Here is a 26,274-nt window from a genome sequence, read left to right as displayed (position 1 = left end):
TAGGGCTCTTTCCCAAAAGGGAAAGAGCCCTTTTTGTTTACGAAAGCTCGGATATGCCGCGGTACAGCTGGTCATACCTGCCCTGCTGGGCTAAAAGCTCCTCGTGGGTACCCTGTTCTATCATGCGGCCATGCTCCAGAACGAGAATTCGATCCGCGCCCCGCACGGTGGAAAGGCGGTGGGCGATCACAAACACGGTGCGGCCCCGCATCAGGCTGTCCATTCCCTGTTCGATCAGCGCCTCGGTGCGCGTGTCGATGGAAGAGGTCGCTTCATCCAGAATCAGCACGGGCGGGTCTGCCACGGCGGCCCGGGCAATCGCCAGCAGCTGCCGCTGCCCCTGCGACAGATTAGCCCCGTCGGCGGTCAGCAGAGTATCATACCCCTGCGGAAGATGCCGGATGAACGAATCGGCATTCGAAAGCTTTGCAGCAGTGATAACTTCATCGTCAGTCGCGTTCAGCCTGCCGTAACGGATGTTTTCCATCACCGTACCGGTGAACAGGTGGGTGTCCTGCAGCACCAGAGCAAGGGAGCGGCGCAGATCATCTTTTTTGATGCTCTGGATTTCAATGCCGTCAAAACGGATGCTGCCCCGCTGAACCTCATAAAAGCGATTGATCAGGTTGGTGATCGTCGTTTTTCCCGCTCCGGTAGAACCGACGAAGGCAAATTTTTCTCCGGGATCGGCGCACAGCGAAAGATCATTGAGCACGGGCTTTTCCGCGTCGTAGCCGAACACCACGTGATCAAGCTCTACCCGGCCCTCCAGCCTGCGCAGAGAAGGGCCTGCGGATGGGGAGGGGATTTTCCAGGCCCACAGACTGCCGTGCCCTTCGCTTTCGTACAGGGTACCGTCGGCGTTCTGCTCCGCATGTGTTAGTGTAACACAGCCGTCATCGATTTCCGGCGGCTCATCGATCAATGCAAAGATGCGTTCGGCCCCAGCCAGTGCGTTCAGCACCGAGCTAAGCTGCTGTGACATCTGCGTCAGCGGGGAGGAAAAGCTGCGGGTGAACTGCAAAAACAGCACCACGGTGCCGAGCGTGAGAATGTTGCCGATTGCCAGTATGCAGCCCAGAACAGCGGTGAGAGCGTATTGCAGACTGGCCAGATTGGTCATGATGGGCAGGAGGATGTTTGCAAACGTGTTGGCTCTGTCGGCGGATTCGCGCAGGGTTTCGTTGATGCGCCGGAATTCCTCGCGCGCAGCCTGCTCGTGTCGGAATACCTTGATGACCCGCTGTCCTTCGATCATTTCTTCAATATAGCCGTTCAGCGAGCCGAGTGCGGCCTGCTGCTTTTGAAAGGCATCTCCACTCCTTCCGCCGATCACGCGGATGACGTTCACCATCACCACCAGCAGGAGGACAGTCAGGAGCGTCAGCTGCCAGCTGTACCAGAGCATCAGCAGAAAAATTCCGGCAACGGTGAGAAAGGACGAAATAAAACTGGTCACGCTGCTGTTCAGCATATCGCGCAGGGCGTCGGTGTCGTTCGTAAAGCGGCTCATCAGCTCGCCGTTCGATTTGGAATCGAAATAGCGCAAGGGGAGGCGCTCCATTTTTGCAAACAGCTCTGTGCGGATTTTGTAGAGCGTCGTGGTGGAAATTTTGAGCATCAGATAGCTGTATAGATATGACCCAAGCGCGCTTGCCACGAACAGCGCGAGCATAACAAACGTCAAATGAAGAAATTTCTGCATCAATGTGTCGTCGTACTCCCGGATCAGCGGAGTCAGGCAGTCGTCGATGATCGTCTTCAGCAGGGCGCTGCCGGCAATTTGTGCGCCTGAGCTGACGAGGATAGCGGCTGTTACAACCGCCAGATGGGGTCGATAGGGGTGCAGGTAGCTCAAAATGCGCCGGATGGTTTTGCCGGTATTTTTCTTTTCCGCGGGGGAATCGTTTTTTTCTTCGGGACTTTTTTCTGCCGCGCTCATGTCGCCATCCCCCCTTTCTGTTGGGATTCGGCAATCTCGCGGTAAATTGGATTGCTGACGAGCAGCTCTTCATGGGTGCCGATTCCGCTGATCATTCCGTTTTCCATGACGATGATGCGGTCCGCGCCGCGCAGAGAACCGATGCGCTGGGCGATGAGCAGTACGGTCGCGCCATGAAGTTCCCTGCGCAGGCCCTCGCGGATCCGGGCGTCGGTGGCGGTGTCCACCGCGCTGGTGGAGTCGTCGAGGATCATGATCTTCGGGCGGCTGAGCAGGGCGCGGGCGATGCACAGCCGCTGCTTCTGTCCGCCGGAAAAATTGGCGCCGCCCTGCTCCACGTGGGTCTCAAGACCGTCTGGCAGGGCATCGATGAATTCCTTGGCCTGCGCGGCCCGGCAGGCGTTCTCCAGCTCCTGCTGCGTGGCGCTGGGATTTCCCCACAGCAGATTTTCCCGGATGGTGCCGGAAAAGAGAGTGTTTTTCTGCAATACCATCGAAATGCCTTTGCGCAGCGCGTCGAGGGAATACTCCTGTACCGGGCGGCCCCCTACCAGCAGCTGACCGTCTGACAGATCGTACAGGCGGGGGATCAGCTGCACCAGAGTGGATTTTGCCGAGCCGGTACCGCCGATGATGCCGATCATCTCGCCCGAGCGGATGGAAAGGCTGATGTGCTCCAGCGTCAGGTTATCGCCCGGCCCGCCATACGAAAAGGACGCGTCGATAAATTCGATGGAGCCGTTAGTCAGCTCGGGCGACGGCCCGGGGATATCCTGTATGGTAGGAGTCTCCGCCAACACTTCCTGAATTCGCGTGACGGATGCGCGGGACAACACGCACAGCAGGAAGATCATCGACAGAAACATCAGCGACATCAAAATTTGGGAGACATAGCTCAAAAAGGCCGAAAGCTGCCCGAGCTCCAGACCGCCTGCAATCACCAGATTGCCGCCAAACCACACTACCGCTACAATGCAGCCCGAAATCGTCAGCTGCAGGATAGGCAGGGTCAGCAGGATCAGGCGCTCAGCAAAAAACTGTGCCTTGCGTAGGGCTTCCGCATTTTCGGTGAATTTTTCGGTCTCGTGCTCCTCACGTACATAAGCCTTGACGACCCGGATGCCGGTCAGGTTTTCCTGAACGGAAGCATTCATGGCATCCACGCGGCGCAGCATCTGCTGAAAGCGCGGATACCCGTTTTTCATCATGGTAATGATCGCAGCAGCCAGTATGGGTAAGGCGGCGAGAAAGATCAGAGAAAGCCTGCGGCTGATGAGCACTGCCATAGAGGTCGCGCCCGCCAGCAGAATCGGCGCTCGCAGGCCCATACGCAGGATCATCAAAAACGCGTTCTGCACGTTGGTTACGTCGGAGGTAAGACGCGTGATCAGCGACGCGGAGGAAAAATGATCGACGTTGGAGAAGGAGAAATCCATCACTCTGTCGAACAGGGCGGTGCGCAGGTTTGCGGCCAGCCCGGTGCAGGCCCGGGAGGCAAGACGTCCGGCCAGCGCACCGAAGATCAGAGCCGCGAGCGCCATCAAAATCATCAGTCCGCCCATTTTTACGGTATAAGAGATTCCGCCGCCGCCCAGCACGCCTTGGTCAATCAGGCCGGCCATCACATAAGGGATGAATAGCTCCATCAGCACTTCCCCAAAAATCAGAAATGGAGCCAAAAGAGCGTCCCGCCGGTATTCGCCGAGCAGGGTGTACAGCTGTTTGAGCATGCAGTTCCTTCCTTCCGCCGCGCAGGGCGGCAAACTGTGCGTTCGGCCCGGTGAAAAAGCCGGGCTGCTTTGCAGTGTGAACGCATCTGCCAATAATTTGCGCAGAAATTTCCGTTCCATTCGGAAAAGCGGCGACTGTTTCGGCACAAAAAAGCCCCGCCCGTGTAATTACGGGCCGGGCTCAAAGCGTCAGGAAAGCTGTACATGGTTCGGTAAGCTCAGCGAAGCTCTTCTTCAATTAAGTAGCGGGGTCTGTCTTTCACCTCATTGTAAATTTTCCCGATGTAGCCGCCCAAAACGCCGATGCAAAGCAGCTGGATGCCGCCGAGCAGCCAGATGGAGCAGATAATGGCCGTCCAGCCCGCTACGGCGTTGCCGGTAAAATAAGAGATGAGGGCGTACAGCAGGCCGAGAATACTCAGAACGGAAACCAGCACGCCCAGGTTTGCGATGATCTTCAGGGGCTTGACGCTGAACGAGGTGATGCCGTCGAGCGCAAAGGAGATCATCTTTTTGAGCGGGTATTTCGATTCGCCCGCAAAGCGTTCGTGCCGTTCATACGTTACGGTACCGCTGCGCAAGCCGATGAGCGGCACAATGCCGCGCAAAAACAGATTCGTTTCGCGGTAGTCCGCCAGCGCGTCCAGCGCCCGGCGGCTCATCAGGCGGTAATCCGCGTGGTTGTAGACAAGATCGACGCCCAGCATCTTCATGACCCTGTAAAAGGCCAGAGCGGTGTTGCGCTTAAAAAAGGTATCGGTTTCGCGCTTGCTGCGCACGCCATACACCACATCGCAGCCGTCTTGGAATTGACGTACGAACTGGTCGAGCACCTCAATGTCATCCTGCAGGTCGGCATCCAGGCTGATGGCGCAGTCCGCGTATTTGCGCGCGGTCATCAGCCCGGCCAGAAGCGCATTCTGGTGGCCACGGTTATGCGCCAGCTTGACTCCGCCAACCAGCGGGTTTTCGCGGTGATAGCCCTCAATCAGCTCCCAGGTTTTGTCGCGGCTGCCGTCATCCACAAACAGCATACGGCTTTCGGGTGATGCGATTCCGCTTTCGATCATGCTGCCGAGCTTTACGGTCAGGCGCTTGACGGTTTCAGGGAGCACCTGCTCCTCGTTGTAGCAGGGAATCACAAAATAGACAATAGACATTACAATTCCTCCTCCGCAGCTCCGTTTTCCGAAGATTTGATTCGGAAGATGCGGCGCTTGCGGTCTTTCTGCAGGCGGTTGTCCATGCATAGGGTCAGGCGGTGATACAGCACCAGAAGAACCAGCGCTGCGCCGGACATGGCGAACCCTTCGCCGAGGCCCGGAGTACGGTATTCAAAGCGGATGTCCGATTCCCCGGCGGGAACCTTTACGGCCATAAAGCCGACGCTCACCTTTTCCACAGGAACCGCCTGCCCGTTTACGGTTGCGCTCCAGCCGGATTCATACGGAACGCTGAAAAAGACCAGCCGCTCTTTTTCCGCCGAATAATGCAGGGAAAACCCGGTGCCGTCGTGTGAGAACTCCGTTCCCGCACTAGCCCGCCGCTCCTGACACGCCTCGTAATACTCATCGTGGGTAAAGTCCAGATCCGCGGGATCGAGCTGTGTCAGCAGGGAGCCGTACGTTTGGATCTGTTCGTCTGAAAGCACCAGAGCGTGCAGCAAAAGCAGATCGCGGTCCCCTTCGGAGGCTTCGTCGTACTGCTCCTGGGTGACGTAAGAATCATAGGAAAAGCCCATGGGAATATAGTATTCGTTTTCCCAAACATCGAAGCCGTTCTGGGTGTCGTAATAGTGCCAGCCCGGCATTTCGGGGTTTTGCCGGTTTTCACCGCCAAAATAATTGTCGTCCCCGGTATAGTCAAACAACCAGCGGCAGGAGGTCAGCGCGCGCAGTCCATACGTTTTGGTGTCCGGCCGCGAGCCGACGTCACGCGTGACACCGATGGTGGGATAAAATTCCATAATCGAACCGGGCACAATGCTGTGAAACGCCTGAATGCTGGGAATCTGCCAGTACATGGCCTGATTGTCCATCGCGTGGTAAAAATCGGAGCGCACGTTCTGCAGATCGGGCAGGGAGACGTCCGCGCCGCCGTTGAGCGCATAGGGGATCAGCTGTCTGCGAACATCCTCCGACTGGGTTTTTCCGAGGGAGATAAAGTAGATGGAGTATAAAAAGGAGATCGCGGCAATCCCGGCAAACATCCGGCGCTGAAAGATTTTCTTGTCGCGCTTCCAGTATTTCATCACGATGCACAGCGCGAGCAGGCCGAGCAGAGCCAGAGCCACGTAGGCCCAGAAACGGGTGGGGTATTCCTCCAGCCCGATGGTGCGGGTGGTGGTACCGTTGTTGGTCTTCGACTGCGGCATCAGGCCGATCGGCAAAGCGATGCCGAGTGTGATGCCCAGCACCCAGTGCACGGCCCTGCGCCAGTCGCTGCTTTCGCGCTCCAGGGAAATCAGGGTGGCAAGGCACATCATGAGCACCAGCATATAGAACCACCGCGCGTAATACGAGGCGTTGAACAGCTGGAATGCGGAATTCAGGATCGGCACCATGGTCATCAAGAACAGAATGCCGAGCAGCTTTTTCAGCCAGTGACGGTGGCGGTTCTGCAGAAAAGCGAATACGCCCGTCATGCTGAACAGTGGCAGCCACGCCCCGAGAGACGCCCATTTTGCCTCGGAATTCGGCGTGAAATTCGGCCGGGCCGGGATATCCGGCGGGAAGAAGAACGACTGCAAAATGTGCATATAGCGCTGGTTCCAGCCGTACAGCAGCGCGCCCCAGCCGTCCGGCGGATTGTCGACGCGGGGGTTCTGAATCACCGTCAGGATGGTCGGCACCAGCAGCGCACCGGAGAGCGCGACACCCAGCACGGACTCCACAAGCAGAAGCAGAAAATCCTTCACCGTGATCTTCCAGCTGCCGCAGAATGCCCGCACCAGCCAGTACAAAATGCAGAATACGACTTGTCCCACAAAAAAGTAGTAATTGACAAAGCAGCTTGCGAACACCGTCACCGCGAAGATGCCGCGCCGGCGATGATACATATATTCATCCATCGCCCACAGCAGCAGGGGGAATACGATGATCGCTTCATGAAAATGATTGAAAAAGATGTTATAGACGGAAAAGCCGGAAAACGCGTACAGCATCCCGCCGGCCACGGCAAATTCGGGGTCGCGGACATAACGCTTGAGATACAGACAGCCGGTGCAGCCGGAGAAGGCAAATTTCAGCACCAGCAGAGGGCCCATCAGGTATGGAACCGCATTGCTGGGGAACGGGATAGTCAGCCAGAAAAACGGGCTGCCCAGCAGATAAAAGGAGTAGGAGCCGATAAAATTGGCGCCCAAATCCGTTGTCCAGCTCCACCGCCAGTTGCCGCTGCGGATTGCGTCGTGGCACATGCGGTAAAAAGGAACCTGCTGAACATTAAAATCGCCGTAAAATAAAAAATAGCCGCTGTCTACCAGCTGAAAGGGAAGAAAAATCAGCGTGGCAAGACCCAGACTATACAAAAATGCTTTCAAGAGTACGTTCTTGCTCGACACCGTTCTGGAAAGCAGGTTCAAAATCGTCCACTCCTTTGCGCAGAAAAATAAGCGTCTGCCTGTCCGCCGGAGAGTCGCCATATGGGGACAGTACGCAAACCGGCAGCAAATGCGGCGGGCGGCGCGCAGGGTATTCAGTGAAAGCGGCGCCTTTGCCTTTTTTGATTCATACCGGCTGGGAGCCTAAATGCCGCGGTCGATAGGCTGCAGGGTTTAGGGTCAAGAAAACAATAAATAATATTTTATAACAGAATGCATTTTAAACAAACTGATTTATAACAGGAAATAATGATTTCATGCTGGCTTATTCTGTTTCAATGTTCTCCCAGCCACCCGAAGCTCTGCTTCGGTTTGTGGTGTGAGGTTATTATAACAGAATGTATTTTAAACAAACCGATTTATAACAGGAAATAATGATTTCATGTTGACTTATTCTGTTTCAATGTTCTCCCAGCCACCCGAAGCTCTGCTTCGGTTTGTGGTGTGAGGTTATTATAACAGAATGTATTTTAAACAAACCGATTTATAACAGGAAATAATGATTTCATGTTGGCTTATTCTGTTTCAATGTTCTCCCAGCCACCCGAAGCTCTGCTTCGGTTTGTGGCGTGAGGTTATTATAACAGAATTCATCTGTAGAATGTACCTGATAAAAGTGAATTTGCAGTGAGAAAATAAAGCGGCCATACGGGCTGGATTACAGCGCGAGGTGATTATAACAGAATACATTGTAAAGAGCTCTATTCACAGCGGCAGAGCCGCCTTTTTATATGGTTTATTCTGTTTCAATGCTCTCTCAGCTGCCCGAAGCTTGCTTCTGTTTACAGCGTGAGGTTATTATAACATAGGAATTCCCCTGAATGAAGAGGAAATCATGTCAATTGTAAAATAATTTCGATTTGTTGTATCCTGCGTTTTTCTCTGTTATAATAACTGTCGTAGTTGCTTTGAGCCGAAATTTGTCACATAAGCGGCTGGGAGGAATGGAAATGTATCATTTTTATGCGATGCTTTCGCGAATGAAATACATTAACCGATGGGGCCTGATGCGCAATACCAGAAGCGAGAATATCTGTGAGCACAGTCTCGACGTTGCGGTGATTGCCCACGCGCTGGCGCTTTTGCGCAATACCCGCTTCGGCGGCAGCGTGAATCCCGAACGGGCCGCGGTACTGGCCATGTTCCACGATGTAACCGAGATCTTAACAGGGGATTTGCCGACACCGGTGAAATACGATAACCCTGAAATCCGGCAGGCATACCGCCGGGTGGAAGAAATGGCACAGCAGCGCCTTCTGGCTTTGCTGCCGAAGGATCTTCGGGGAGCATACGAGCCGCTGATTTGTGAAAACGAGCCGGGCGACGAGGAGCTTTATCCATTGGTGAAAGCAGCGGATAAAATTTCTGCTTTGATCAAATGCGTGGAGGAGCGCGGAATGGGCAACGCCGAATTCCGCCGGGCCGAACAGGCGCAGCGGGAGACGATTCTGGCGATGGGTCTGCCGGAAGCGGAATGCTTTCTGACAGAATTCCTGCCGTCCTACGAGCTGACGCTGGATGAGCAGGACCTGCCGGGAGAAGAGCCCGATCCGGCGAATCCGCAGAAAAAATAAGCTTATTTGCTGCCGGAATACGAGACATAAAAAAGGATAAAACAGAACAAGATAACACATAAGGGAGTGCCTGCGGTACAAGCAAGAGCTTGCCTGACCGAGACGCTGAAGAAGGGATGATGTTGTGAAAAAGAAAGAGCCGATGAAGGGTCGCCGGCCCGTTTCAGGAAAAGGAAAAAAGGCTGTGATTCTCAATGTGGCGATTTTGGTCGTCAGCCTTGTTTTAATTACGGTAGGCGGGACGCTGGTTTATGCGGATCATCTGCTGGGACGCATACAGTTTGAACCGGACCCGGTGCAGTCCTCGACGCCGAACAATTCGGGAGTCACCTCTTTTGATAACATGGGGAATTCCAAATATGTTGTTAATGGGCTGTATCATGATGACAAAATCCTGAATGTGCTGCTGATGGGCGTGGACGATTATCAGGAAAACGACAAGGGCCGCAGCGACAGCATGCTGATGGTCTCTCTGGACCGCAGACACGAAAAGCTGAAAATGACGTCCTTCATGCGCGACATGTACGTTTCCATCCCCGGCCATCAGGCCAACAAGCTGACGGTTGCGTATTCTATCGGCGGCCCGACGCTGACGGTGCAGACCATTGAAAACGGATTTGGCGTGGATATTGACCGCTATGTGCTGATCAGCAACGATTCCTTTAATAAAATTATCGACCGCCTGGGCGGCGTTACAGTGGAGATTAGCAGCGCGGAAGCAAAGCTGATCAATACGTATTCCGGCGAATCCTACTCCAAACGCCTGACCGGCGGTATACAGCATATGACCGGGAAGCAGGCGCATTATTATTCCCGTATCCGCGATATCGGCAACGATTATGAGCGTACGCTGCGTCAGCGCAAGGTGCTCCAGGCGATCATCGACGAATTCAAAACGTCCGATCTGGGAACGATCAACGGGATTCTGTACGATGTGCTTCCTCTTGTGACCACGAATATGACGAAGAACGAGATTTTGTCGCTTGCGGCCAACTCGCTGACGTATCTCAATTATCCCACCAGTCAGAACCGAATCCCTGTGGATGGGACCTTTGACGATCAGAATATTCCGGGTGTTGGTTCTTCCCTGGTTGTCAATTTTGAGAAAAACCATAAAAATCTGGTGGAATTCATTTACGAGGAAAACCTCGGGTCGTCCGATTCCTCTCAGGAATCTTCTTTTGAAAGCCGCTGAGATTGATTCAAAAAGCCTTGAGCTGGTAAAAACAGCTCAAGGCTTTTTTATCGTTCTTTCAGCAGAAGCCGTGTCTGCCCCTCGTTCAGGGAGATCAGCTTGCTTTGAATCCGCGCGTGTTTTAGCTCAAGGCGCACCATGTTTTTAAGTACCTGCCCGTGGCTGTACCCGTGGATCACCACGATTTCGCGAACATCTTTTCCAGCACGGGAGAGCAGCCGCTCCAGCTGACGCTTGGCGTCGTCTGAACGCATTCCGTGGATGTCTATGGTCAGGACGCTCCCTTTTTGGCTTGTCAACATGCGCGGCTACTCCTTTCTCCTGCAGAAAATTCCCGTGCGGGGAATGCAAATTATGGGGGTTTATGATATAATAACCTCACGCCGCGACCCGAAGCAGAGCTTCGGGCGGCTGAGAGAGCATTGAATCATCCAGTCCAGAGAAAAACAGATGTCTAGCTGTTTTTTCAGAACAAAGCAAGAAACGGGATGATATAATAACCTCACGCCGTAAGCAAAAGCGAAGCTTTTGGCGGCTGAGAGAGCATTGAATCATCCAGTCCAGAGAAAAACAGATGTCTAGCTGTTTTTTCAGAACAAAGCAAGAAACGGGATGATATAATAACCTCACGCCGTAAGCAAAAGCGAAGCTTTTGGCGGCTGAGGGAGCATTGAATCATCAGTTTTATTATCTAATATCTCAGGCGGCTTTTTGTAAGCCCATATCGGAATTTATGATATAATAAATCATCAGTCTATCAAGCCGGGCGGACAAGCTGTACCCGGCGGGAAAGCGGGGGAATCATATGACGGTTGTGGATATTCGCAACAAGGTCACCGACAGCCGTGTAAAGCTGATCGAAATCAGCGGGTCTACGGTATACTATGCAGAAGAAAAAGCGGAAGAGGGGCATTACAGCCTGTTTCTGCTGGAATATGACAGAAACACCAAGACGGAGCGGGTGGTCGCCAATTGCTTTTTGGGCGACCCGGCCGTGGTGCTGCACTTTTACTCTTTTCCCGGCGACATTATTGTCGTGATGGAAAGCGGAGAAAGCTCCGCCCGTCTTTTGCGGTTCGACAAACAGACCGGGCAGGAAAAAAAATCGGAAGAACTGCGCTTTGTGGGCAGCTTTGCAGACTGCCAGGCGCTTGACGAAAGCCGTGTGATTTTTTATACGGAAGAGAATGAGCGCCATCGACATCTGTTTGAGGAATATAAGAAGGCGTCCGGTTTTGAGCGGATCGCTTACCTGTATGATCTGGAGGAAGGACGCTATTATTATGTAAGGGATAAACGGCTCTGCAACCTTTCTGCCGAGAAGCTGGTTCCATTTGACGTGGCCGGCGAGCGGATGCTCCTGATTTTAGAGCCCTACGGCAGCGAAGAGGAAAAAGAAAAATGCTACCGCAACCGGCGATGGCTGGGGGATGACATCAGCGATAATGTGTGGCTGTGCCCGCTGCTGGATTTTGTTGTTGCCGTTAAGGCGGACGAAACTCACCTGCCGCTGGAGCTGCTGCTCAGCGCCGGCACACAGGGTTTGGTGCGCTATGTGGGGCAGGATCAGGACAGCTTGTATTTTCGCGCAAAATACTACCCTAACAGCGACCAGCGTATCTGTGCGGTAGAGAAGGCCGGCGGCAAAAAAACGGTTGCGGCCGAATTGAATCTGAAAGAAGGGGAAGAGCCGGCTACCTTTTTCATTGAGCCCTGCCCCACCCGGATTTACCGTGTGACGGAGCATGAGGATACTTATGAGATTCAGGGCGTGTTCAATTCCTCGGTGAGCAGTCAGTACAGCAAGGAGCTTGGGCAGTTTGTCGCCTGCGTGGAGGATCGTTTTCTGGTGGCGGAATACGTGATCAGTGATGAAACGGATTCATTTGTTTTTTACTCCATTTTTGATCTGGAAACACACCAGCAACAGAGCTTTGAATGCGGTTGCGCCGTTCAGGACGACACCATTGTGCTTTATTAATTGGTAGCAATCGGCTTAATAAATTGATTTTGATTTATCAGTTTGGGCCCCATATGCCGTTACAGCGTATGGGGCTTATTTATGTTTTCTCTGTTCCACATCCTAACATGCACCTTTTAATTTTGCAATAGAAGGTCGCCTTGCTGCATGAAAGAATTCCGGTTTTCTTTTGGGGTTGGCCGTAGCCGAAAAAATGAGAAATAGTATGCTCTGAACAGAAAAATCCGCCCTTGAATCAGAAATTCAAAGGCGGCAAAGTGTTTCGGGGAAAAGCATTACTGGAGTGCGGACACATCTCCGCCGCGAGAGAGATAATCCTTTTTTACTTTTTCCATGAGCGGTTCGATGGTTCGGATTTCTTCTTCGGCCTGGTTGATGTCTTCTATATTATAGGGGCGCTGCAGATGCTCTATCCATTGATTTTTATCGACTTGTAAAGCCGAGTATAGACGAGCCGTTTCTTCTATTGTATAATCCATTGATCGATGACTCCTTTTTATCATTTTGATTCATATTCTTAGCTTTTGCGTTTTTGTTTTTTCTATCCAAATCCATTCTTGAAAACCCTTTGAGCCTTTTCTTCAAAAGAAAGAAAAGACCCAAAGGGTTTCTGTTTTTTAATTAATTTAAAAAATAAAATTTACTTTCCCTCTACTGGGAAAGATTCCTGCTGATTGTCGGTAGTATTGTGAGCAGATTTTCCCTCAATGAATCGGAGCCGAGATTTGTGTTCCGAAAATTCGGAATACACCGTAATCCGTTGTTGCGGTTGCTTCCAGTTTGTTCCCGTTCACGACGCCTTTTGCGGTATATTTCAAACGGAAAAGACCGGTATTTAAGATTCCCGAAAACTCAAATGAGTTTCCTTTTGATTTTCCGTTTTTAAAGTAACTGGTATTGCCCATTGTGTGAATCGAACCGCTAATGGTTCCGCCTTCGTCTGTAAAGGAGAGCGTTCCATTTTGCGGGCCCATTGGAGTGCGCATAGAGATTCTGTAACTTCCACTCATTGTTGCCACCACATTTCTTTTCGTTTGATTCAAGATATGCGGTTTCGTACAGAAGTGATTCCACAGTTTCAACCGAGTTATCAACATGTTGTGGTTGGATGAGTTTGCATACACAATTTATTCTATAAAATGGAGGTTGATCATGCAACTATCTGAAAAAATAACGATTCCGCAGTCTCTGCAGAACGGGATTGAGAATGGCACCCTGACGATTTCTGATCACTTGATGCTGGCTGCGGCACAGCTTACCGCCACCCTATTCCCGGATGCCGAGACCTATATTGGTTTGCCGCAGACCGCCGTTGCCCCGGCCTTTTTCATTGACTATGATTCTATTGCAAACAAAAAGCGGCTGAAGCTGACGTCGGAATACGAATTCATGCTGAAAATCACCTATGTTCCGGTCGACAGCGCTGACCGCCGGGAGCTGCAGAATACCATCTTCCTGCTGGAACAGAGCTTCGATCGGCTCCAAAGCGAAATCGGAATATTCCGGTGCTTCTCCAGGAATTCAAGTATTGCAGATGGGCTGGCCCAAGTGGCCGGTACCGTAAAAGTATGGGAAACTGACGTGCCCGATGATCCGATCATCGGACATGCAGACCAAAATATAACACTGTAAGGAGCTGAGAAAGATTGATTACAAAAATCTTGCCAGGCACTAACATCGAGCTGAAATCCGGAGCCCGCGATGCTGATCTGAGCGTTACCGGCGTTGTGGCGATGGCCCTGCCTCTTCATTGGGGCGACCAGGTGACGGTTATCAATGCAGGCGACAATACGCTTTATTCGCTGGGGTATAAAACTTCTGATCCCGCGATGAAGCTGGTGCGAGAAGTCATGAACGGGGCAAAACAGCTGATTCTGTATCGCCTCAACACCGCAGGTGTGAAGGCTTCCGCAGAGGTTTCCACCGGTATCACCGCAGAAGCGGGTTTCCCCGGCACACGCGGAAACGACCTTTCCGTCGTAATCTCCGCCAGCGGCGAAAAATGGCTCGTTAAGACCTATCTTGGCACACAGGAGGTGGATTCGCAGATCATTTCGACCGCAGCAGACTTTTCGCCGTATTATGTGGCGCTCTCCGGCACCGAGATTCTGACGGCAGCCACTGTAAAGCTGACCGGCGGTACCGACGGCGCGGTAGAAAGCGATTACACCGGATTTTTCGCAGAACTGGAAAAGCGGGAATACAACGTGATTTGCAGCACGGATTCGGATCGTGCGGCTGACGTGGTGTCCTTTGTAAAGGAACAAAACGCTAACAAAGCCTATGTGCAGGGCGTTGTGGCCGGCGTTCATCCGGACAGCGAAAATATTTATGTTTGCAATTCCACCGGCGGCGTAACGGCCGATTATGAGCTGACACCGGCGGAATCCTGTGCCACACTGGCCGGTTTGATTGCGCAGGCCGGAGTAGTGAACAGCCTGACCTACTGCCGGGGAATTACCGGCTGGACGGATGTGAGGCCGCATTTGACCCGTGACCAGCAGATCAGCAGGACGCAAAACGGCGAAGTGCTGTTTGTGCCGCTGTATGGCTCCCCGTCCGTCTTGTATGACATTACCAGCCTGACCACGTTTGACGAGGATCATCCGAAAGATTTTGGAAAGGGTCTGGTCATGCGCACGCTGCAGAAGTATCAGGGCGACCTGCAAAAGCTGCTCGACACCAAATGTGTCGGCAAAATCCGCAACAGTGTGGAAGGGCGCGCGCAGATCAAAGCGATGGTGTTCGAGATGACCTCTCAGAACTACCTTGCGCCGGGATACATTGAAGATTTTTCTGCGGACGATATCACCGTGACAGCCGGTACGGAGCGTGACGCGGTAAACGTAATCGTGGGCATCAAAGCAGTGGATACGGTGGATAAGATCTATGTCACCGTAACCGCACTGTAAGGAGGGATAAGGAATGGCAAAAACAAGATTGCAGGACGTGTTCTCCGGACATGACGGAGAGGCATTTATTCGACTGAACGGCTCTATTGTTCCGGCGTTTAAGATTTCTAAAATCACCGCCAAATTAGAGGCCGTTGTGGAAAACAGACGCTTTTTGAACGACCCGATGGAACAGGCCGCGCAGCGCGGGCTCAAGGGCAGCGGCGATATGACATATTATCACACCACGCCCGCCTTTATTCAGGCGATGCGCGATTACAAAAATGGCGGTTCGGCTCCCAATATCAGTCTGCAGTTTTACGCAGACGCTGCGGGCTCTCAATATGACCGAATCGGGGTGACTCTGTCGGATGTCATCCTCGCCAATATCGGCTTGATTGCGCTGGATGACAGCAGCGACAACGCCCAGACCATTGAAACTACATTTACCTTCAACGATTTTGATCTGGCATAAGGAGGCGGGAGAATGGACAAGTCACTGATGCAGTTTTTGCATCCTGACCGAAAGCCCAACGCGACATTCAAGCTGAACAGCTTTGGCGACGCAGAATTTGAAATGCGTGTGCTGACTGCGGATGAAATGGCGCAGATGTCGGCTGAGGTACAGACCAAAGGGCTCAAAGGGCTGGAGGCGCTTTACCCCACCATTGCCGCGAGCCTGGTACGCCCGAATCTGCGCAGCGCGGAGCTGCTGGATGCTCTTTCTGAAAGGGAAGGCAGAAAAATCCTGAGCCCCACGGATGCGCTCAAATCCATGTTCACCGCCGGCGAAATCGGAGCGCTGCTCAGCATTTATAACGAGCACGCCGATGTGACGGTTGACTTTGGGAAAAAGGTGGAAGAGGCAAAAAACTGATTGAGCAGGGTGAAGACGGATTTTATTTCTACGTCCATCTGGCCCTGCAGAATCACAACATTCTTCCCCGCGATTTTATGGAGCTGTCGGTACAGGAGCGCGCCCTGATCATAGCAAGCGACCTGATCGTAAACAATGAGATGAGAAAAAAATGATGCGGCGGATTTCATCCGCCGCTTTCGGCTCCATCTAGTTCGGTAAATTTCTCAATATGCACCATAACGGAAAAGGGGTGATCCCTATCGCAAATACTTTAGATGATCTTCTGAAACTGGCAGACCAATACTCTGCCAATATGGAAAAGATTCTGCAAACCTCTAAAAAATATCGAAGCTACCAGAAAATGGCCTTGACCGCGACACAGGAGTTTAAAAGCGGGCTTGCAAACATCAAGAACGTTTCGAACGATGCTTCGAATGGGATTGGCAAAATCAATCAAAAAATTTCTGACACGATTTCAAAGGCTAAGCTGGGAAAAAAAGCACTTGATCTGATGGTCAGCGGCGTAAAGAACGGAGCGAATCAACAGGTACAGGAAATTTCGCTTCAATCGATGCTTGGCAGCGAGACAGCCGGTTCCGCTCTATACAATTACACCGAAGCCTACGGTGCGCAGAAATCTGTATTGGGGATTGCTGGAGTTCAAAATGCAACGAAAGCTTTTTTGCCATATACGCACGATCCGGATGAATTAACCGGGATGTACGGGCTGGCGGAACGCCTTTATGCGCGGGATCCGTCTCAGGGAGCCGATAATGCAGTTTCTTCCGTGCAGGCGCTGCTAGCGGGCGATGCCTCAGGAATCCAGGATAACTACCACATTGCCGGAGTGGACGAGGAAACGATAAAGGGCTTCACCGGCAGCGGAGACATGGGCGGGGCCATCGACTACCTTGACGGTGTGTTCAACAGCTTTGGTGCTACGCAGGAAATGGTGGAGAAAAATTTCCTCTCTTTGCAGACACAGGCGGCCAGGTTTGGTGAAAACATGCAATATGCCATGGGGGACCAGTCCAGCTCGGTGGTTCAGGGATTGTCCATCCTGCTCCAGCAGCTCAACGATCAGTTGCTATCCGGCGGCTTTGACTGGTTCTTCAATGCGGTCGGCAACGGAATGCAGATGCTTGGCTACGCGATGCAGTGGGTGGCAGACAACAGCAGCACATTGATTTCTGTTTTAAAAACAGTCGTTATTGCACTGGCTATTTATCAGACTGCAATGAAAATGGCTGCTATTATGACTGAGGTGATGAATTTAGCGACGGGCATTGCCTCCGGAAACATTTATAAAATCATTGCTTCGATTGCCGGAGGAATAGCGGGAGTCGCTGCATTTAGCTTTCTGGATAATTTGTTGCCGGATACCACGCAAAATGGAATGTTTGATGATCTGGATCAGGCGCACGCCAATGCCAAAAAAGAGATGGCTGATTCTAAAACACCGACTCTGAGCGCAATGAATCAGAAGGTTCAAGCAGAGATTACCAACACGGCTCCGATTGCGGTGACCGGTGAGGTGGAAATCCAAAAGGAAGTGCTGCGGTACCAGTTTGATCTGGCTGCGCAGAAGGCGATGGCGGTGTTCCGGATGCAGCAGTTTGTGCCGCAGGTTATCATCCAAAACCAAAATGTAAGCCAGACGGCAGACCTCAACGAAATCAACCTCAGCCTGGGGGACATGGTCTACCAGAATCAGCAGCTTCAGCCAGCGGGGGTGTACGCATGACCTACTATATTAATTTGGGCGGTATTTTGTTGTATGGAATAAAGAGCGTCAACGACGACGGCGAACGCGAGATTACCTCTTATGACGGCATCGGGCAGGGTTTCTTCCCGGTGCCGGAATCCCGAAAGCTGCGCACGTGGACGATCGAATGCGAAATGACGGAGAAAAATCTGAACGGGCTGCCGAATTGGTCTGCCGCCAGCAAGGCTTTCACAGCGTTTGAGGTGCTGCTCGCTACCAAAGACCCCAGTCGTTTTATTTTTGTTTCAGACAACCGGAGTGAATCGATGTCTGGCTATCTGACCGGGTACAGCAAAAAGGAGGAATACCCCGGCGTTTACAGTGTGACGGTAAAGGTGACGGAATATAAAGCAGCCGGTGTGAGAACGACGGCAATTCCGTACATTCAGCGCCCTGGGAAAGTGCCTGCTATTCTGAAGACAGTCGCTTTTAACAGTAAAACCACGCCGTACAAAATGAAGAAGGATGAAAAAAAGGGTAGCGGAGGCAGCGGTTCTGATAGTAAGGTGGTTCAAGGCCCTCAATCAGCGGTAATTGGTGGCGTGCTTAAAGTGCTCGACACTAAAACGGGAGAATATGTCGTGAAAAGAACGGCTTGGGGCGGGCTTTCTGATAAAGATACAGGAAAACCCGTTACGAATCCAGCGATGATAAAAGATAGATCCTATATTTATTCATCGGAAGCCAGTAAAGTGGCTGCAGAACGTGGAGCGGCGGACATGCAAAAAGTATTTAATGCGATCGGCGGGGCGTTCGATGCATTTAAAAAAGCGGCCAGAGCCGATCTCGCCGAACGTCAGAAAGCATTAGGTAGGTGATGCAATGCTTTTGATCAACAATACCGATATTTCTGATATCGCGCTGAACGTGACCTATCAATCTTCCTGGAACAACGGAGCCGGGCAGTTGACTTTTGATTACCCTTCCTTGAAAGCTGGAATGTTCCCGAATGGCAGCACGGTTGTTTTCACTTACGGTAATGCAAATATCTTTTATGGCTTTCTCTTTACGACAAAGCAGGATACGAAAAAATTTAGTTGTGTCTGCTACGACCAGCTGAGATATTTCAAAGCGAAAAACTCCATCATCCGGCCTGTTGGTACCCTGTCGGAGTTTTTAAATACGGTAGCGGCGGCCATCGGCGACCGGGTGAGGCTTGGCCAGGTTGACAGCACTGTTGCAAAGCTGACACAGTATCGATTTGATAATCAGACTCACCTGGATATGATTTACAAATCGATCGAGGAAAATCTGTATACAAACGGATACTGGTATGTTCTGCGAGATCACTTCGGAGCGATTGAGCTGCGCGATCTTGTAGACCTGCGGCTGCCGATTCTGATCGGAGACGGCTCGATGGGAACCGGCTTTGATTATGAGCGCTCCATCGACGAGGATACCTACAACTACATTAAAGTAGCCAGGGACGATAGCAAAACAGGCATCTGTAATAGCTATGTTTCGATGGATCCCGGTAACATCAAAAACTGGGGAAAGCTGATGCTTTTTGATAAGGTAAGCGCCAATCTGAATGAATCCCAGCTGGCGGTGCGTGCGAATCAGCTGTTGCAGCTGAAAAACCGGGAAACTCAAACCCTGAAGATCGACTGCATGGGGGATACCCGGGTGTTTGGCGGCAGCGGCATCCGGATAAAAATCGCCGAGGCCGGTCTGGATTTGTGGGCGGTTGCAGACCAGGTAACACACAATTTTGGTCACAACAAGCACACCATGAATCTGGAATTAAAATTTGTGTGGTGATGATATGGATTTAAATACCGCAATTAAAAGCATCGTAAAAGAATATCTGCAAAATGAGGCCCTGTGCGATCTGATCTATGGAACATGGGGAAGTTCCAGTATTAAGATAGATAACCGGCCCTTGGTGGTTCCTCTCGAAATGGTGGATGTGCCGAAGGGGCTTACAGTAACGATCGGAGCGCGGGTCAGCCTGATTCAAAAGCACGGCGGCCAGCGATTTGCAGTGATAGGGGTGATTGGATGAGCGTATTGAAAACCTATGGCGATGATACAAACAGTTTTCATCCCTCTAAAACATGGAGGCTGTCCGGGAACCGCCTGCAGGGGATGATCGATGGAAAAGAGGCCGCCGCGCAGGCGGCTGATCTGGCGCTTTCTACAGAGCGCTTTTTCTACGACATTTTTTCGTATGATTATGGTGTGGAGCTCGCCGATTTGATCGGAAAGGACCGTGAATATGGAAAGGCGGATTTGCGGCGGCGTATCGAAGAGGCGCTCGGCGAGGATGACCGGATTACAGGAATCTCTGATTTTACCATTGATTTTGATCGGGAAGCCGCAAATGTACGCTTTACAGTAAATACCATCTTTGGGGATTTTAACACGGAGAGGAGTGTAACGCTTGGCTGAAGCTTATGAGTACGAAGCAATCCTGAAGCAGATGCTGGATCAGGTGCCGGACGACATCGACAAGCGCGAAGGAAGCATCATTTACCACACGTTGGCGTCGACAGCTTTTGTGCTGGCCCAGCAGGCCTATATGATCGCGTATTTGACAGACCTGCTGTTTGCAGATACGGCACAGGAGGAATGGCTGGATCGGGTTACATCGGATTTCGGCATCGACCGCGAACAAGCGACGCAGGCAGTACGGCAGATCAACACCTTCGATGGCTCCGGTGCGCCGAAAGATATTCCGATTGGCAGCCGTTTTGCAGTGCAGGATATCTCCTTTACCGTCACGGAAAGGCTTGTGGCAGGCCAGTACAAAGCCATCTGCGACCAATCCGGCATTCAGGGCAATGCCTATGGCGGCACCATTTTGCCGGTGGACAACATCAACGGCCTTGCGTCGGCGGAGCTGGTTGCCCCCGCGCTCATCCCCGCGCGGGATCAGGAAAGCGATGATGATCTTCGTGCACGGTTTCACACAGCAGTGCGGCAGCAGCCCTACGGGGGAAACATCGCGGACTACAAGGAAAAAACGTTGGCCATTGACGGCGTGGGAACCGTTCAGGTATTCGGCGCCCCTTCGATGGGCGCCGGCCGGGTTGGGCTGATCATTGGCGATGAACAGGGTAACACCGCCACGCAAACGCTGGTGGACAAGGTGCAGACTGTAATGGGCACAGACGGTGACGGAATCGCGCCGATCGGCCACACGGTAACAGTGGGAACCTCTGTTAATCTGCCTGTGAATGTAACGGCGCAGATTCGATTGAGAGCCGGAGCCAGCTTAGAGCTTGTAAGACCGTCGGTGGAACAGGCAATTGCCGATTATATCGGCAGCATCGATTTTGCCGCGGAAACGCTGTTTTACGCAAAGCTGGTCGCGAATATCCTGAACGCACATGAGAGCATTGTCGATGTTGGTACCGTGACCATAAACGGCGCCAGCGCCAATCTGTCCCTGCAAAAAAGCTTTGCCGCATACCAGGTGCCGACAATCGGGATGATCACGGTGAGCGAGGTGGCCGACTGATGTTTTATGACCATAAAAACGATTTGAAAGGCTATCTGATTGAAAAACTGCAGGATGTCGTGGAGATCGACGCGATCGCGGGGGTCGTGAATATTCAGATGGATGCTTTATCGGAACAGGTGCGGCGGATGGTGAAGAACAAATCCGTTTCCACCTGCGACGAGGCGGGAGCACAGCGCTGGGAGCGCTTGCTTGGGGTGTCCTCTCCGCTAAATTCTACCTTGCAGGCACGGCGAGACGCGCTCAAAGCCAAGCTGATGACGAAGCCGCCGATCAATGTCAATGTATTGCGGGGAATGGTAGAGGCGTACATGGGACTTGGTGTTGACGTCAGTGTGCAGGATTTTGTCATCAAAATCCGCTACCGCGGAGAGAGCCGCGTGGCCGACCTGAATCCGCTGTACGCGACGGCCTATGAGACGATCCCGGCGAATCTTCTGTTGGATATTGCTTATCTCTATGTAACCTGGGATGAGCTGGACGCCCAATCGATCACTTTTGACCAGCTGGACGCGAAGAACTTAACCTTAACGCAATTAGAAAGGGGCGAGTGGATTGCCTGATATTACAACATTATTTGAAGGAACCGACGGGGTATCCCGCACTCTCTTTAACCAGAAGCTGAGCGATATCAATGCACACGGGAATGATGCCACTATGCATGTTACGGCGGCAGAGAAGTCTGTGTGGAACGGTAAGGCAAACGGCAATAACGCTGTGTGGGTAGCTACAGATGTTGTACAGGGTAGTACGCCGTGGTTTTTATCTTTAACTGTTCCGAATTTTATATTTACCGAAGGATGTCAGGTTACTTTTAGAATACCAACACTTGATTTTACGGGAGTTAGCAGTGGTAATGCCTGGGGAATGCAAATTAATACTCCAACCTCTGGAGCTACATATCGTTTTATAAATGGTGGTAGCAACACATCGGAAAATCTTGTGTATATGTCCGATATGCAGAGTAACGCCATTATTACTGTAACCCTTAGTCGAGCGCTTACGGACCCGGTAAATTCAATAAACGGTACGGCTTTTTTTAAAGGCGGCTCTGGGTCTCTCAAAGAGATATTGACTTTTCCACTCAGTATCCAGACGGCAGAGCCTACTCCGTTAGACACCAATCATATTTGGATACTGAATGACACAAAAAGACTTGTCATGTTTGACGAGGCAGTACGATCAGATCCATTAGATGATAGTTATTGGATTATTCAAGATAATATGGATAACTCGTTCATTTATCTGTATTCACCCATGCGGACGACAGATAACGTAACAGTGCCTAGCCTTCTTCGTAAAGTTAATCGAGATGCTGTCCCATGGAGATTAAGTGCTAGAGGCGGCACTAATGGATATGGTCATTTTTTTGCTAAAAAGAATGGAATAAACTTTTATGCAGATATTACCTCTAAATGGCCTCGCGTTCTATCCCGTGTTGGATCAACCATTGATGTAGAAAGTGCCAAACGTTGGGATGGTTCTGCCTGGCAATGGTTGAGTCAAAAAGGAAATTACTTGATATCTCCTGCTTATTTTTCTAACCGAACAGAGGGAGTCATATCGAACACTAGAGCATATGATCCAACTGTGAATGGTCGGGTTGCAATCTCGCTCGATAGAAATTGGGTGGCTCGTTCTGGAGCAGGCGGGGTTAAGGTTTATAAACGGAATGGAGATACTTTAACCTTAAATACAACCTTTCCGGAAGGTGGAATAAATTCCACTATGGCCCTTTCCTTTTCTGAGGATTGTCAGTATTTGGCTTTCTCTACGGGAACTGGTGGTTATAGATGTGTAATTGCAAAATTAGTAAATGGTGCTTGGTCGATTGTTTCCGAACTTACGTATAATGTACCTTCCGGTGGAACTTGCTATGCAACCAATGCTTGCTGGAATTCGGCCCAAAATCTCCTAATTGTGCGTTGGACTATAAGCTATAGTCGAGATACTTATATTGTTTATCAGCGAAGCGGGGATTCCTTTTCGATTAAAAATCAAAGTACTTTGACTACCGTAACCTATCGTTATTTTGGCGAAACCATGATTTCGAAAGATAATGATTTATATGATTATTATAATTATAGCACTGAGTCTGGAGGGGGGATAGGACATCATGTTCGCAGAATGTCTTTGTCCGATTTTTCGTCTATTAATAGTCAATATCTCGGAAACACCGCTCGTACCACCGTGTCTTTTGCTAGATTAAGCAACGGCAATTTAATTTTCCTAAAACACGAGCAAGCGAGGGATTACGTACAAATTTGGGATGCGTCATTAGGAACAAGGCTTGCAAATTTGGATCTTACTGTTAGAGCAGCTAGCTTTGCTCTGTCATTTGATGAGAGATACTTGTTCGTTTCCTTGGGCGGAAGTAGCGTGTCTGTTTTCACTCTATCCGGAAATACTTTGACGTATTTAACGAATATAAGCACTATTGGATATAACTCCGATTCCATTGAATGTTGGTAAGAAAGGAGATCTGTTATGTACTATCTCTATGACGATCAATCCGAAATCTACGCAAAGTCTGATACGGAACCCGAATCGGGTCTATATTGTATCAGCAATATAGACTTTGATTTGACTTTGTATCGGGTGATTGTAGGCGCTGTCAGCGAGGACAAGCAGCTTGCCTATTATACTCAAAAGGCGAGACCAGCAGAGCAGCTCGCGCAGATTGTCAGAGATCAGCAAGCCGAAAACGATGTACTCGGCCAGACCATCGCGGGCCTATCGCTGCAAAACATGCAGCTCAACGCAACATTGGACACGTTGAGAGAGACGCTCGCGCAGGCACAGCTTGATATTATGACGCTCAAAGGAGGCGCAGTATAATGGCATTTTGGCAGCTTGCTTACAGTCGCAAATGGGTGACAATTGATCAGTTGAGACTGGCGGTTAAGACAGAGAGCAACCCATACGGCCAGATTACCGCCGATGAGTTCAAGACCATCACAAGTGAGGATTACAATGCTTAACGGCATCGACGTCAGCAATGCTAACGGTCGTGTCGACTGGGACAAACTAAAGGGCAACATCGATTTTGCCATCCTGCGCTGCGGCTATGGCAGCGATATGGTCAGCCAAGACGACAAGCAGTGGGCGCACAATGTAGTCGAGTGCAGTCGGCTGAACATCCCGTGGGGCGCGTATCTGTACAGTTACGCAATAAACATGGCCGAAGCCGAAAGCGAGGCGGCGCATACTCTGCGGCTGCTCGAAGGTCTGAAACCTGTCTACCCGGTCTATATCGATATGGAAGACGCTGATGGCTATAAAGCCAAGCGTGGCGGCATCAGCAAACAGATGGCAACAGCCATCTGTTTGCTTTTTTGTGAGCGATTAACTGCTGCCGGATATACCGCCGGGGTTTACGCAAACAAAGATTGGGCGACGAACCGGCTCGATATGGCGCAGCTCTCTAAGTACACGTTTTGGCTGGCACAGTATAACGACAGGGTAACCTACCCCGGTCAATACGACATGTGGCAGTACACCAGTGACGGCAGCATGCCGGGCGTGAGCGGGCGAGTAGATCTCAATTACTGCTGCAAGGATTTTTCTTTGGCTGCTGTCCCGAATATCTCCGGCCTGAGTTTGGATACCTCAAGCAAAGACATGAACAGCGGTGAAAAATACACGGTGTTGGCTCGCTGTCAGGAGAAACCCGCAGTAATCACTGTTGGACGGGATGTGATCGCCGTATCGGAACCGCGCCCTGACCCGAAAGGGCGCGGCTGGCTGATCGACGTTCGGGGGCTGCCGCCGGAACCTGTGGTAAGGCATGGACATATTATGGTCACGTCGGGTGGACAGACCGTACAGTGCAATTTTAATGTGCGCTGAAATATCGAGTTCCATCTGACAGAAAGAGGGGTATCAAATGAGCAAAATCAATTGGGCACAGAAGCTGACATCCCGTAAATTCTGGATGGCGGTTGCGGCCTTCGTGGTTGGCGTGCTGGCTCTGTTCGGAGCAGACGCGAACGTTGGGCAGCAGGTCAGCGGTGTATTTCTGTCACTGGGCGCAGTCGTTGCCTATATTGTCGGTGAAGGATATGTGGATGGGCAGGCAGCGGGAGAAGACAAAACGGAATAGATGTGAAAACCGCATACTCAATGTATGAATGATGCTGAGAAGAACCGATCACAAAAGAAAGCCCCCAGCCACAGATTTTCCTGTGGCTGGGGGCTTTTGTCATATTACAGTTTCGTGTGAGGCTCCGCCGGCCGCGGAGGAAAGTATCCGCTGCGTCAGCAGCTCAATATCGTGAAAAACTGTCAGCTGCCCGGCCTCACGGCGAAAGGATGCCGCGTTCGGCAGGCCCTTAAGATACCACCCGGCATGCTTGCGGGCTTCGCGCATAGCGCGGTCTTCTCCCTTATCCTCGCACATGGCACGCACATGGCGCAGCATCACGAGCAGCCTCTCGTTTAAGGTGGGCGGCGGCAGGAGCACTCCTGTCGTGAGGTATGCGTGAATCTCGCGAAAAATCCAGGGATTCCCCAAAGCGGCACGGCCGATCATGACCATGTCGCAGCCGGTCTGCTCCAGCATTTTGGCGGCGCTTTTCGCATCGGTGACATCGCCGTTGCCGATTACGGGGATTTTTACTGCCTGCTTGACCGCAGTGATGATCTCCCAATCCGCGCTGGGCTGGTACATCTGCTCGCGGGTTCTCCCATGAACGGCGATTGCGTCTGCTCCCGCCGCTTCGCAAATCTGCGCCACTTCTACGGCGTTGACGCTGTTTTTATCCCATCCCTTGCGGATTTTTACCGTTACCGGTACGTCCACCGCGGCCTTGACTGCCGCCACGATTCTGCCGCAAAGCTCCGGATCCTTCATCAGCGCGCTGCCGCTGCCGTGGCCTCGGCCACTGGTTCCGCATACCTTTGGCGCGGGGCAGCCCATATTGATGTCGATGGCGTCGGGAGAAAAATTCATCGCGATTTCCGCTCCGCGCGCCAGATAATCCGGCTCATCCCCGAACAGCTGAATCGCCGCGGGCCGCTCTGTATCAGACAGCTTCATCAGCTGGTTTGTCTTATAGTTTTTATATGTCAGGCCCTGCGCGCTCACCATTTCGGTCACGACATACCCGGCACCGAAATCCACGCACAGCTGGCGGAACGAGGCATCGGTAATCCCGGCCATCGGCGCGAGAGCCGCACGGCCCTCAATTTGAAAAGAACCCAGTTTCAAGTAAAAAAATCCTTTCGGTTAAAAGTGAAAAGTCCCGATATAATATACCACAATCCGAGGCGAA

At 51.5% G+C, this 26,274-nt stretch carries 27 protein-coding genes; 19 read left to right on the top strand and 8 right to left on the bottom strand.

From position 1 onward, the window contains the following. Positions 1-37 precede the first annotated feature (37 nt). The 4 genes from TY09_RS01770 to TY09_RS01755 all read right to left on the bottom strand — a co-directional run bounded on the left by TY09_RS01770 (position 38) and on the right by TY09_RS01755 (position 7,255). On the bottom strand, positions 38-1,942 hold the full coding sequence (locus TY09_RS01770) for an ABC transporter ATP-binding protein (protein WP_042430564.1): 1,905 nt from the start codon (positions 1,940-1,942) through the stop codon (positions 38-40). Then, the gene (locus tag TY09_RS01765) at positions 1,939-3,672 is read right to left on the bottom strand and encodes an ABC transporter ATP-binding protein (protein WP_042430562.1); all 1,734 of its coding nucleotides are present in this window, start codon (positions 3,670-3,672) and stop codon (positions 1,939-1,941) included. Before TY09_RS01765 ends, TY09_RS01770 begins: the two co-directional genes overlap by 4 nt. Before the next feature lie 218 nt (positions 3,673-3,890). Then, complete coding sequence (locus tag TY09_RS01760; protein WP_042430560.1) at positions 3,891-4,832, bottom strand: glycosyltransferase family 2 protein; 942 nt, start codon at positions 4,830-4,832, stop codon at positions 3,891-3,893. Beyond that, positions 4,832-7,255 (bottom strand): YfhO family protein, encoded by a 2,424-nt coding sequence (locus TY09_RS01755; RefSeq protein ID WP_042430557.1) that lies wholly within the window; start codon positions 7,253-7,255, stop codon positions 4,832-4,834. The genes TY09_RS01760 and TY09_RS01755 overlap by 1 nt, the downstream gene beginning before the upstream one ends. A gap of 968 nt (positions 7,256-8,223) precedes the next feature. On the opposite strand from TY09_RS01755, the gene yfbR reads away from it, so the two are divergent. Both yfbR and TY09_RS01745 read left to right on the top strand, forming a co-directional pair. Then, entirely contained in the window at positions 8,224-8,847 is a 624-nt protein-coding gene (yfbR, locus tag TY09_RS01750) for a 5'-deoxynucleotidase (protein ID WP_009061361.1), read from the top strand. Positions 8,848-8,971: 124 nt separating this feature from the next. Next, positions 8,972-10,042 carry an LCP family protein gene (locus TY09_RS01745; RefSeq protein WP_009061359.1) on the top strand — a complete coding sequence of 357 codons (1,071 nt, stop codon included), beginning with the start codon at positions 8,972-8,974 and terminating at the stop codon, positions 10,040-10,042. Between the two features lie 47 nt (positions 10,043-10,089). Here the strand turns inward: TY09_RS01745 and TY09_RS01740 are convergent, their stop codons facing one another. After that, positions 10,090-10,344, bottom strand: coding sequence for a Smr/MutS family protein (locus tag TY09_RS01740; RefSeq protein WP_042430553.1), 255 nt, complete (start codon positions 10,342-10,344; stop codon positions 10,090-10,092). A gap of 503 nt (positions 10,345-10,847) precedes the next feature. Between TY09_RS01740 and TY09_RS01735 the strand changes: the two genes are divergently transcribed. Beyond that, on the top strand, positions 10,848-12,023 hold the full coding sequence (locus tag TY09_RS01735) for a hypothetical protein (protein ID WP_042430550.1): 1,176 nt from the start codon (positions 10,848-10,850) through the stop codon (positions 12,021-12,023). Between the two features lie 275 nt (positions 12,024-12,298). On the opposite strand, the gene TY09_RS01730 is transcribed toward TY09_RS01735, so the two are convergent. Next, positions 12,299-12,502: a hypothetical protein gene (locus TY09_RS01730; protein ID WP_009061340.1), complete on the bottom strand. Its 204-nt coding sequence runs from the start codon at positions 12,500-12,502 to the stop codon at positions 12,299-12,301. A 225-nt stretch (positions 12,503-12,727) separates the two neighbouring features. Next, a complete protein-coding gene (locus TY09_RS01725) occupies positions 12,728-13,066 on the bottom strand; it encodes a hypothetical protein (protein WP_242841416.1) in 339 nt (112 codons plus the stop codon). 109 nt (positions 13,067-13,175) lie between these two features. On the opposite strand from TY09_RS01725, the gene TY09_RS01720 reads away from it, so the two are divergent. The 16 genes from TY09_RS01720 (at position 13,176) to TY09_RS01645 (ending at position 25,103) form a co-directional block, all read left to right on the top strand. Continuing rightward, positions 13,176-13,655 carry a phage tail terminator family protein gene (locus TY09_RS01720; protein WP_042430544.1) on the top strand — a complete coding sequence of 160 codons (480 nt, stop codon included), beginning with the start codon at positions 13,176-13,178 and terminating at the stop codon, positions 13,653-13,655. Between the two features lie 14 nt (positions 13,656-13,669). Further along, the gene (locus TY09_RS01715) at positions 13,670-14,935 is read left to right on the top strand and encodes a phage tail sheath subtilisin-like domain-containing protein (protein WP_042430541.1); all 1,266 of its coding nucleotides are present in this window, start codon (positions 13,670-13,672) and stop codon (positions 14,933-14,935) included. A gap of 13 nt (positions 14,936-14,948) precedes the next feature. Next, the gene (locus TY09_RS01710; protein ID WP_042430538.1) at positions 14,949-15,389 is read left to right on the top strand and encodes a phage tail tube protein; all 441 of its coding nucleotides are present in this window, start codon (positions 14,949-14,951) and stop codon (positions 15,387-15,389) included. Between the two features lie 12 nt (positions 15,390-15,401). After that, on the top strand, positions 15,402-15,791 hold the full coding sequence (locus TY09_RS01705; RefSeq protein ID WP_042430535.1) for a phage tail assembly chaperone: 390 nt from the start codon (positions 15,402-15,404) through the stop codon (positions 15,789-15,791). 211 nt (positions 15,792-16,002) lie between these two features. Continuing rightward, entirely contained in the window at positions 16,003-17,517 is a 1,515-nt protein-coding gene (locus tag TY09_RS01700; protein ID WP_042430532.1) for a hypothetical protein, read from the top strand. Further along, positions 17,514-18,356, top strand: coding sequence for a hypothetical protein (locus TY09_RS01695; RefSeq protein WP_042430528.1), 843 nt, complete (start codon positions 17,514-17,516; stop codon positions 18,354-18,356). The genes TY09_RS01700 and TY09_RS01695 overlap by 4 nt, the downstream gene beginning before the upstream one ends. Positions 18,357-18,360: 4 nt before the next feature. After that, positions 18,361-19,299: an XkdQ/YqbQ family protein gene (locus TY09_RS01690; protein WP_042430525.1), complete on the top strand. Its 939-nt coding sequence runs from the start codon at positions 18,361-18,363 to the stop codon at positions 19,297-19,299. Between the two features lie 4 nt (positions 19,300-19,303). Next, a complete protein-coding gene (locus tag TY09_RS01685) occupies positions 19,304-19,543 on the top strand; it encodes a hypothetical protein (RefSeq protein WP_042430754.1) in 240 nt (79 codons plus the stop codon). Further along, positions 19,540-19,929: a DUF2634 domain-containing protein gene (locus TY09_RS01680; protein ID WP_042430522.1), complete on the top strand. Its 390-nt coding sequence runs from the start codon at positions 19,540-19,542 to the stop codon at positions 19,927-19,929. The genes TY09_RS01685 and TY09_RS01680 overlap by 4 nt, the downstream gene beginning before the upstream one ends. Then, positions 19,922-21,001, top strand: coding sequence for a baseplate J/gp47 family protein (locus TY09_RS01675; protein WP_042430520.1), 1,080 nt, complete (start codon positions 19,922-19,924; stop codon positions 20,999-21,001). The genes TY09_RS01680 and TY09_RS01675 overlap by 8 nt, the downstream gene beginning before the upstream one ends. Beyond that, the gene (locus TY09_RS01670; protein WP_042430517.1) at positions 21,001-21,564 is read left to right on the top strand and encodes a putative phage tail protein; all 564 of its coding nucleotides are present in this window, start codon (positions 21,001-21,003) and stop codon (positions 21,562-21,564) included. Before TY09_RS01675 ends, TY09_RS01670 begins: the two co-directional genes overlap by 1 nt. Further along, positions 21,557-23,473: a hypothetical protein gene (locus tag TY09_RS01665; protein WP_042430516.1), complete on the top strand. Its 1,917-nt coding sequence runs from the start codon at positions 21,557-21,559 to the stop codon at positions 23,471-23,473. Before TY09_RS01670 ends, TY09_RS01665 begins: the two co-directional genes overlap by 8 nt. A gap of 15 nt (positions 23,474-23,488) precedes the next feature. Then, positions 23,489-23,839, top strand: a complete 351-nt coding sequence (locus tag TY09_RS01660; protein ID WP_042430514.1) for a hypothetical protein — start codon at positions 23,489-23,491, stop codon at positions 23,837-23,839. Then, on the top strand, positions 23,839-23,982 hold the full coding sequence (locus tag TY09_RS01655) for an XkdX family protein (RefSeq protein WP_042430511.1): 144 nt from the start codon (positions 23,839-23,841) through the stop codon (positions 23,980-23,982). The genes TY09_RS01660 and TY09_RS01655 overlap by 1 nt, the downstream gene beginning before the upstream one ends. Continuing rightward, on the top strand, positions 23,975-24,850 hold the full coding sequence (locus TY09_RS01650; protein ID WP_042430510.1) for a glycoside hydrolase family 25 protein: 876 nt from the start codon (positions 23,975-23,977) through the stop codon (positions 24,848-24,850). Before TY09_RS01655 ends, TY09_RS01650 begins: the two co-directional genes overlap by 8 nt. Before the next feature lie 37 nt (positions 24,851-24,887). Then, positions 24,888-25,103, top strand: coding sequence for a phage holin family protein (locus TY09_RS01645; protein WP_042430507.1), 216 nt, complete (start codon positions 24,888-24,890; stop codon positions 25,101-25,103). Positions 25,104-25,202: 99 nt separating this feature from the next. On the opposite strand, the gene dusB is transcribed toward TY09_RS01645, so the two are convergent. Continuing rightward, positions 25,203-26,210 (bottom strand): tRNA dihydrouridine synthase DusB, encoded by a 1,008-nt coding sequence (gene dusB, locus TY09_RS01640; RefSeq protein WP_052335535.1) that lies wholly within the window; start codon positions 26,208-26,210, stop codon positions 25,203-25,205. Positions 26,211-26,274: the final 64 nt, after the last annotated feature.

The organism is Faecalispora jeddahensis, assembly GCF_000577335.1.
GTDB classification, from domain to species: domain Bacteria; phylum Bacillota; class Clostridia; order Oscillospirales; family Acutalibacteraceae; genus Faecalispora; species Faecalispora jeddahensis.
This window is presented reverse-complemented; position numbering and strand designations above follow the sequence as displayed.